General features: G+C 40.4%; 7 protein-coding genes and 1 rRNA gene. 4 read left to right on the top strand and 4 right to left on the bottom strand.

Annotated elements, in window-relative coordinates; genetic code table 11:
* Positions 1–184 precede the first annotated feature (184 nt).
* Positions 185–302 (top strand): 5S ribosomal RNA (gene rrf / locus A0J48_RS02540).
* A gap of 181 nt (positions 303–483) precedes the next feature.
* Positions 484–675 (top strand): hypothetical protein, encoded by a 192-nt coding sequence (locus A0J48_RS02535; protein WP_200320035.1) that lies wholly within the window; start codon positions 484–486, stop codon positions 673–675.
* A 132-nt stretch (positions 676–807) separates the two neighbouring features.
* Here A0J48_RS02535 and A0J48_RS02530 read toward each other — a convergent pair whose 3' ends face one another.
* On the bottom strand, positions 808–1,839 hold the full coding sequence (locus A0J48_RS02530) for a hypothetical protein (RefSeq protein WP_200320033.1): 1,032 nt from the start codon (positions 1,837–1,839) through the stop codon (positions 808–810).
* A gap of 400 nt (positions 1,840–2,239) precedes the next feature.
* Between A0J48_RS02530 and moaA the strand changes: the two genes are divergently transcribed.
* Positions 2,240–3,226 carry a GTP 3',8-cyclase MoaA gene (gene moaA, locus A0J48_RS02525; RefSeq protein WP_200320031.1) on the top strand — a complete coding sequence of 329 codons (987 nt, stop codon included), beginning with the start codon at positions 2,240–2,242 and terminating at the stop codon, positions 3,224–3,226.
* Positions 3,227–3,307: 81 nt separating this feature from the next.
* On the opposite strand, the gene rpsD is transcribed toward moaA, so the two are convergent.
* Positions 3,308–3,916: a 30S ribosomal protein S4 gene (gene rpsD, locus A0J48_RS02520; RefSeq protein WP_200320029.1), complete on the bottom strand. Its 609-nt coding sequence runs from the start codon at positions 3,914–3,916 to the stop codon at positions 3,308–3,310.
* A gap of 450 nt (positions 3,917–4,366) precedes the next feature.
* Between rpsD and A0J48_RS02515 the strand changes: the two genes are divergently transcribed.
* A complete protein-coding gene (locus A0J48_RS02515; RefSeq protein ID WP_200320027.1) occupies positions 4,367–4,948 on the top strand; it encodes a hypothetical protein in 582 nt (193 codons plus the stop codon).
* Positions 4,949–5,164: 216 nt separating this feature from the next.
* Here the strand turns inward: A0J48_RS02515 and hetR are convergent, their stop codons facing one another.
* Positions 5,165–6,064, bottom strand: coding sequence for a heterocyst differentiation master regulator HetR (gene hetR / locus A0J48_RS02510; protein WP_200320025.1), 900 nt, complete (start codon positions 6,062–6,064; stop codon positions 5,165–5,167).
* 556 nt (positions 6,065–6,620) lie between these two features.
* Entirely contained in the window at positions 6,621–8,951 is a 2,331-nt protein-coding gene (locus tag A0J48_RS02505; RefSeq protein ID WP_200320023.1) for a DMT family transporter, read from the bottom strand.
* Positions 8,952–9,382 lie beyond the last annotated feature (431 nt).

The following is a 9,382-nucleotide window of genomic DNA, read 5'->3' as shown; positions in this document are numbered from 1 at the left end:
GGTAGGTGGAAGTACAGTAATGTATGTAGCCGAGCCGTGCTAACAGACCGAGGGCTTGACCTCTCCTCTTTCGCTTTACTTGCAGTCTTCAGGGTTTTGTGTATTTTCGATTTTTCTTTTTAGATTTGCGATTGATAATTCCAATCTAAAATCCAAAATCCAAAATCCAAAATCGACAGGTTTTCCTGGTGTTGATTGCGCGGTGGTCCCACACTGATCCCTTCCCGAACTCAGAGGTGAAACGCTGCCACGGCCACGATAGTCTGGGGGTTGCCCCACGCCAAAATAGCTCTATGCCAGGTCTATCATTTCAAAGCTCCCTCCACCGGGGGCTTTTGTTTTGGCTTTTTTTATATCATATATTTAGGGTTTGCTGAATAAAGCCAAAAGCTAGAATAATCTAGAATAATCAAGAGTTTGAGGGGGATAAGAGGGGAGCGATGAAAATGAAAACCCATGCATTCATGAACCCTCAAGACATCTATGAGCATCGGTGAAAATGATGAAAGCCCTATTCGCTATTCCCTCTTCTCTCCCCTCAAGAATAACATTTTCAACAAACCCTATTTAGATATTGAGGGACGACAAAGAAGTAAAGTAGTTGCTGATAAGGCTTATATTCCTCAGACCCGGCTGATAAAATGGCTGCTTATTGCGATAGCTTGCGTGGCGTAGCCATACTAACACCATCATTTCCAAGACTAATTCCTGAGACTCATCCAAATTATAGATTTTCATCATCGTGGCTACATCGTCTTGGTTTTACTTTGCTTGTCGCACCCTCAACTCCCATTTTCATAGAAGAGGTTAATTAGTCTCTTGAATCTGTAACCTAACAGTGTGTTCGGTTGCACCACTCAGTTGTAGTTCCATGACTTCCCCTCCTAGTGGTTCTACACAATTGAGAAGCAATCGCAAATTGGGTGTACTCGCACCAGTATCAACATATAATCTATCAGCCAAGTTACTGATTTTTTTCCAGGTCATGTATAACTTGGCTATGCTTTGTTCCATCTGGGAAGCTTGGTTTACCAAATCAGCAGCAATACTTAAACAACCGATTCTTTGGGCTTCTTCTAATGCAGTTTCAATATCCACATTTTCCTCTGTCAATGCCTGAACTTGAGCAGCCGATTTGAGATATTTTGCTAGTTGACGGGCTTCTGTGGTGGCTTGTTTGAGGGTATCAACGTCAGGATTAGCAGCTATATCTCTTTGTAATGCTTTCTGGTGTGATTCAGGCAATTTTTCCATTTCCTTGACCAGAGGGGCAATATAGCGGGCAGGAAGGCTATTATCTGCGGCTTTTTCCTTGACTGGTTCAGGTAATAATTCTGAGGACATGGCTGTCCATTCGTCGGTGAGTTGCCGAACTTCTCTGCGGGTGATGCGATCGCCCTTTTGCGCGGCTTCACTCACCATTTGTTGGACTTCTGGGGCGGCTTTGGCGGTTTCTACAAATGCCCGTTTACTAAAGTTATTAACACTGCCGGGATCAAGTTTGCCTTCTTCTAACAGAGTATCAGCACTGTTAGCGAGTTGAATCCAGGAGTAAGCTTGAGTTTTGCTAATTTCCCTTTCCTTCAACCATTTGAGGAAACCAGTACCTCTACTATCACCGCCTTTTTTCTCTCTATCGCGGATAGCGCGTAAAATGCGACCTCGCCAAATTTCTGTTTGCAAATCAAAGCGATCGCATACTTGCCAAGCTACATCTAACTGCTGTAAAAAGTCAGATTCAGCAATTTGTTCGTCTTCTGGATCTGGTAATTCAAAGTCTAAGTCTACTGGCTGTTGCAGTGCAGCAGCAAGGTCATTTATAGAGTCGGTATCTTGCACGATGGATAGCTCTTTTGTGTATGCGATCAACTAACTGCCACAGATTCTGCGTACTTACACAGGATCAGCAACAATAAGCAGGTAAATATTATAATTGAAAATTTTAAAATTGATGAATGGGGTTTTTAACCCAACTTGATGGATACACAACACTGATCATGTCCTGTTTTTTTAGCTTCATAGAGGGCTTAATCATTGGTGCAGCCACGGGTAGCCAATAATTGAATTATAGCATCAATAAACTGAAAACTACCCAAGCAATCGAAATAATACCAAGAAATGCTAATTTTTCTCTCGCACGCCAGTGAGTGATAGTCAAACTTAAACCCGGACTCCCCAGCAACAATATGTTTAAGATACCCTAGAAGTTAGTCTCCGACGTTTTTAGCTAAAAATCACCATGAACCAGGTAGACTATCTACGGATTAGTTTAATTGATCGCTGTAATTTTCGTTGTCTGTACTGTATGCCAGAAGGCGCAGAATTAGACTATATCCTCAAACAACAGTTATTAACTGATCAGGAACTTCTCACTCTTATTCAAGACGTATTTATTCCTGTGGGTTTTACCCGCTTCCGCTTGACTGGTGGTGAACCTCTACTGCGTCCTGGTGTGGTGGAATTGGTGAAAAAAATTGCTAATCTTCCTCAAACTCAAGATTTGGCAATGACTACCAATGGGTTTTTATTAGCGCCAATAGCCAAAAATCTCTATGATGCAGGTTTAAGAAGAATTAATATTAGTTTAGATTCTCTCGAATCAGATACTTTTGAGCAAATTATCGGTAATCATGGACGTGGACGTTGGCAGCAAGTTTGGCAAGGTATTCAAGCTGCCTATAATGTGGGTTTTGACCCGTTGAAGTTAAATGTGGTTGTAATTCCTGGTGTCAATGACCACGAAGTTTTAGATTTAGCTGCCCTGACCATTGACAAACAATGGCACATCCGATTTATTGAGTTTATGCCTATTGGTAATGGGCAATTATTTAGCGATCGCGGTTGGATCTCTTCTGCTGATTTAAGACACAGCATCCGCGCACGTTGGGGTTTGACAGAATCGCAAGTTTGTGGTAATGGTCCTGCTGATGTCTTTCAAATTCCTGGAGCGAAGGGAACACTAGGATTTATTAGTCAAATGTCAGAATGTTTTTGCGATCGCTGTAACCGATTACGTCTGAATGCAGATGGTTGGCTACGTCCCTGCTTATTAAATGAAACAGGTCAAATTAATCTCAAGACTGCTTTACGTGCTGGGATTAGCACCTTGCAATTACAAGAACAAGTTCAGCAATTATTAAACTTCAAATCAGAAATAAACTTTAAACAACGCGACTCAGGTACTGTCGGTGCTTACACCCGTACCATGTCGCAAATTGGCGGTTAAAACAGTCCTGAGTTATGAGTCCTGAGTCCTGAGTCATAGTCATACAAACTCAGCACTCGGTACTCAGCACTCAGCACTTCATTAAGCCTGACGTGAGTAGTATTCCACCACCAGCAGTTCATTAACTTGTAGTGCTACCCATTCTCTTTCAATCACACCATTGACTTTACCAGCCAATTTATTTTTATCAAACTCCAGGTGATTAGGAAGGTTAGCTAGACCGGGATATTGCAAGTTAGTTTCTACCAATTTCTTGGATGCTTCTTTATCCCTAACAGCAATTTCTTCACCAGGACGGCACTGATAGCTGGCAATATTCACTACACGACCATTAACGGTGACATGACCATGATTTACCAGTTGACGTGCTGCGGGAATGGTGGGAGCCATGCCCATGCGAAAAACTGTATTATCTAACCGCATTTCTAACAATTGCAGCAAGACTTGTCCGGTAGAGCCAGTAACACGCCTAGCTTTACGTACATAGCGAAGCATTTGCTTTTCTGTCAAGCCGTAATTCAAACGGAGCTTTTGCTTTTCCTCTAGACGGATAGCATACTCAGAACGTTTTTTCCGGTTTTGACCATGTTGTCCAGGTGCATAAGCACGTCTAGCACTTTTCCGAGTTAAGCCTGGTAATTCGCCCAAGCGGCGGACAATTCTGAGGCGAGGCCCTCTATATCGGGACATGAGTTTCCTTAATTTAATCCTGTTTAAACTTTACCCAAATATTCTATTATGACATTCCTTGCTGCAATTAGCTAGAGGATTATCAATAAAATTATCTGTGAACACAAAACTCAAACAAATTGCTCTGATATCAATAAAATAGAGCATTTTGCCGTTTACTTGCTGTTGCTACCAAGCTAATGGTAGGTTTTTATCCACAGATATTAATTTTGCACTTGTGATGTGTGCTTCATGATTATACACAAAGACAGAAAAATCAGCACAATTCCATCCTTTGTTCACAAATCCTCTAAATAGGGCATCCTGATTTGACACTCAGCCCTAAAAGGTAGAGTCCCTACACCCCACACCCTACACCCTGTTCCTCGAAAATTCCTGAATTTGAGAACAGTTTGAGAAGATTCTAAGTTAGCATAGCCTTGGGTGTTTGGAGCATAGCGGAGAATAGCAATGATAAAAAGCCAAAAACGAATTAACAGCAGAATTTTCACTGTTCCAGTTATAACTATAGCTGGATTATTGACAAGCATTCTACCAAGCCAAGCTGTTATAGATTCTTATAGAAATGATTACCGTGCTTGTGCGGCACAATTATTGAGTGTGGGAGTTACAGCACAAGAAGCATCTAAAGGTTGTGCATCTGCACTCCGACCCAGAGAGTTATCTACCTGTGTGGCTAAAATCAAAAAGCAGACACAAATTAGCCCTACAGATGCCCTCTATTCCTGTAGTCAAGCACGCCGTCCTGAAGATTTAGCTGCCTGTGTCGTGGGTATTAGCAAAAGCACTAAGGAGGAAAATAACCAGGCTACTTTGGCCTACTGTGGACGCAGTTTATTACCCGTAACTTTTGCTCAGTGTGTGGTTGGCTTGCGTAAAGAAATTGATATAGCTCCGATTCAGGCTTTTGATGCTTGTATTGATGCCAGTGACCGAGCTAGTAACATTGGGGTGGGAACGACAACACCGCCAGGATTAATGCCTCGTTTTGAAACTGTTCCTATGCCGTCAACTCCCGGCAGCACTAAGTAAATTGATAACGCTGAAAAGCTGGTAGTTTAGTCATGATTGTAGGGTTGGTAAACTTTCCACCCTACCAGTCTGTCACATAAAAAACGACGGGTTAAGAGAAATTTGAGGAGTCTAGAAGATTAGGTTATTGTTTTAACCTAATTAATTTGATTTTTACTGACTATTTAAGACTATGTGAGAACTTTGCTTTCTACACATATTCAGACTTATATTAGCTTACTGGTCTTGATTACCAAAAACCATTTGTAGAACCATAGGCATACCTCCATCTCGGTGATATTTATCTGCCCAAGCACGGATGATTTCATCCAACTCTTCCATAGCCTGTTGCATTTGTTCAATGGGGATGTCCAGTTCTTCTACAGCACGCATAGAATTAGCTTTTCTTTCTGCCCAATCTTTCATCATGCGGAAATAGCGAGCGGTATCTTCCACCATTGTGTAAGTGCGCTCTTGGTCGTCTGCCGGGGCGTAAAAAGGACGAGTTAGGGCATAAAAAGGCATTCCCCAAGGTGAATCAATGCGTGTGACTGTTCCTGAGTATAGTAAACGGCGCTTGATATGTTCTGCCAAGGCTTCACTCAGGGGCATTTGGTGGTTGGGTGGCAACTCTTCTTGCGATCGCTTGTGCAGAAATTCGATTAACTCTAAAAACTCAAAGGAAGTTACTAACTGAGCATCAGGTAAGTTTTTAGGCAGCTTGCGTTCAATTTGCTTTTTTTCTTCGCTAGTTAGACTTGTACCAGGAACACGGGATCTTCCTGGCTGCCAAGGATATTTTTCCATCCACAGATATGGCAATTGAATTAAATAGCGGGGTTCTTGAGAACCCAACATTTTCAACAATTTACCTTCTGTCAGGGCTTGTCTTACTTCCTCAACAATTATTTTTACTCGCTTTGGCTCTAGATGGTGCAAATGTCCAGTCATTCGCAGGTTTTGTCCCTGCTCCAGATAGGTCATGTAAATTGCACACTTCGCTGCGGTTGCAGCTGCATCTAAAAATGCTCCATGCCTATGTCCACTTGTACGCATGGCACTGAAAGCTAGATAAAGCATGATCTGATCCATCGCACTTGGACCCAGACGTTTGATCAGATCTATGTCGTTACTCATATTCACAGACAGATGAATGGCACGTTTACAAGAGTGGTATTCAAATTAAACTACTAATTATACACCCAACTGCAATTTTTGTCTTCACCTGAAATGAAGATTTGTCATGTTTTCACCATAAATTTCCTATGGTTTTCATAATTTTAGGGTGTAAATCGTTAATCTTAACAAGAATGATGACTTGGCTTATTACCAAATCAGTGCATTGAGCTACATCAATTGCAAATTACTTGATGGAACTAATTTCAGTCATAAGTTGTTGCACATCTAAATTGCTTTTTTGTCAGATGAAAATCAGGATAAGAACCTGCTTGCTTATAAAAGCTAATCATAGTCTAGCACCAAATTTAATCTAGATTTAGAAATATGACAATTATCTGATATCAAAAGTAAATAATCCTGCTGGATATATACTTTTACAGCATATTGTATGTCAATCAATTACAACATTATTTAAATCAAAAAAACAAGTATCAAGAGGTTTTTACTCTTGGATAGAGTTAGCGTTGCTAAATCCCTACTGATTCCTGACTGCTGCTGTATATTTCTTGCTCATTTAACTTTTGGGACTAGAAGATTGAAGCTGACTTCGCATTTTTTCAAAGCTGACGGCAACTGCACCACCAGTTACTAATAGGACTCCCAAAATTTGGAGAATATCTAATTTTTCCTGAATGATTAATCCAGCAAAAATTACTGTTAAAACTGGAACAACAGCACCAATTATAGCCGAGCGTGGCCCACCTAATTTGCGAATTCCAAAGTTGTTAAATAAATATCCGCAAAGGGTGAGGACACCCAACATGAAAGCACTTAAAATCACTTCCAGTACATTAGCTGATCTGATGGCTAAACTCCAGTCACTTGGTAAAGGTATCATTAAGCAAATGAAGCTTAACAGTAACATGGTGGCGAAGTTGATTAAAGCAAAAGAAACTGGATGCAGTTTCGGAGCGCATAACCTAGTAAGAATTACGTATACAGCAAAAGCTATTCCGGACATAATTCCAGAAATAATTCCTAAAGAGGTATTACTATTACCAGTTGAATAACTACCCAAGATTAATAATTGACCACAAAAGATGCTGGAAATCGCACCAGAAGTGAATAAATTAGGACGTTCACGAAAGAGAAACCACGCTAACAGTCCAGTAATCATGGGATAGATAAAAAACAGGGCGATTGCAACTCCGGTGGTCACGTTACCAATAGCAATGTAAATGAGGACTTGAGATAAAAACAAAAATCCACCACTCACAGCTGATAACCATAAAACTTGTTGTGTTTTTTCTCGATTGGGAGTAGCATTTCTCCCGACTGAATCAAATAGATTTTGTAAGTCTTGCCAAACTGGGGGATGTAAGATAGGAGCCAAAAGTAACATCAATGGCACAACCACTAATAATCTGAGCATTAAAATTAAGAAAATATTCCCCAAGGTTGGTGATATCAATTGCTGTGTCTCGAAATTTCCGAGTAAATCAGAGCCTTGATTGAACAGCGCCTTTACAGCTACGTTATAAAGGGATGACATCACTGTTGACGATACAACCAACAAAAAACCTATCTGAATCGGCGACCAATTTGGAGAACTACGGGATCTTTGTCGTCGGGATGTTGTTTCCAGATTGGGTCTTAATGGTGGTTGGTATTTTGTTGATGGTGATGCTGAAAAATCAGGAATAGGAGATGAAATTGACTCAGAGGTCTTTTCCTGAGTTGTTGATTCTGTTGTTGATGGTGATGCTGAAAAATCAGGAATAGGAGATGAAATTGATTCAGATGTCTTTTCCTGAGTTGTTGATTCTGTTGTTGATGGTGATGCTGAAAAATCAGGAATAGGAGATGAAATTGATTCAGATGTCTTTTCCTGAGTTGTTGTTGTTGATGCTAAAGAATCAGGAATAAAAGATGAAATTGACTCAGATGTAGCTGGTGGAGTTGCTGATTCTGTTGTTGTTGTTGATGCTAAAGAATCAGGAATAAAAGATGAAATTGACTCAGAGGTCTTTTCCTGAGTTGCTGATTCTGTTGTTGATGGTGATGTTGAAGAATCAGGAATAAAAGATGAAATTGACTCAGAGGTCTTTTCCTGGGATGGTGGTAATGTAACCACAGCCTCCATTGATGATGAATTTTCTGTTTTTGGTAATTCCTGAGTTACCAAAGCAATTGGTTCCGCAATAATTCTTTCTGGTGATTTTTCTAAAAAACCGTTTTTGTGAGGTTCAGTCAGTTGTAGTACAGTTGGCATACCTCCTGTTACTACCTTAAGAGGAGTGGGTTCTTTGGTCTTTTCCAGTTCTGCTCGGAGACGATTCACAAATTCTGCCAAAATCTCTTCCCCTTGCTGCTGTTGGTCATACATTCTTAACAACTGCTGGGAAAGATGACTTTGATAATTTTTCAATTCTTGTTGCAGGGAACTAAAGGTAATGGTGACAGTATCATCGAGATTGTCGAGCATTTTGCTGACATTTTCATTGAGATCACTTACTACCGTAGAATTTACTTCAGCAGATTTGAGAGCGGCTCGTTCAGGAGATTCACTCTCAATAGATCCAATAGCTAAAGTTTTCAAAGAAGATTGAAGTTGGGAAGATATGTGCTTTGCCAAAACTTCCGCCAGCTGACGAATGAGAACTTGTTGTTCAGTAATTTGTCTGGCCTGTTGTAACTTTTCTTTTTCTTCTATCAATCTTTGAATATCGTTAGCTAAACGGGTTTTTTCAGCCTCCAGCCGCTTGACATCATCTTGCAAAGACCGGAGAACATTCTGTTGCAGATTTTCTAAGTCTTCAACTATATCCCAGAGAGCATTTTCAGCTGCTCTGGATAGGTCGCCTCTGCTTCGTTGGTTGTCTGGTCGCTTCTCAAATCGCCCCATTAGTTTCTAACCTCTAACACCTTGACGATAAATCAGTTATCAGTTGTCAGTCTGTTTACTGTTTACTGTTCACTGATAACTATTCGCTGTTCACTGTTTACTGTTCACCGTTTACTGTTCACTGATAACTGTTTCAAAGCCTTGCAGATTGGTAGGTTGTTAAAAACCAAAGTTTGTGCGAAGTGTAAATTGCGTGACAGTTTCCGTTGCTCTGAGGAATTAAAATATCGTTCTAGAAAAATAGAAGAAAATGCTATCTCCTGCACAATATTCTAATAAATAACCAGCTATTCTGCAAAAATATGCTTTAATTTTAATACTTATTGCAGAAGATAGCGGTTTGTGGGTTGGGATTTGGGATGTAGGGATACAGCACCGAAATTTTTTGAGTGAAACAGTAATCTTACTTATGCCTTGATTCTAGAATTTAT

Origin of the sequence: Sphaerospermopsis aphanizomenoides BCCUSP55 (genome assembly GCF_001586785.1) — a bacterium.
Taxonomy (GTDB): domain Bacteria; phylum Cyanobacteriota; class Cyanobacteriia; order Cyanobacteriales; family Nostocaceae; genus Sphaerospermopsis_A; species Sphaerospermopsis_A aphanizomenoides_A.
Note: the sequence above shows the minus strand (reverse complement) of the source record. Positions and strands in the feature narration are given on the sequence as shown.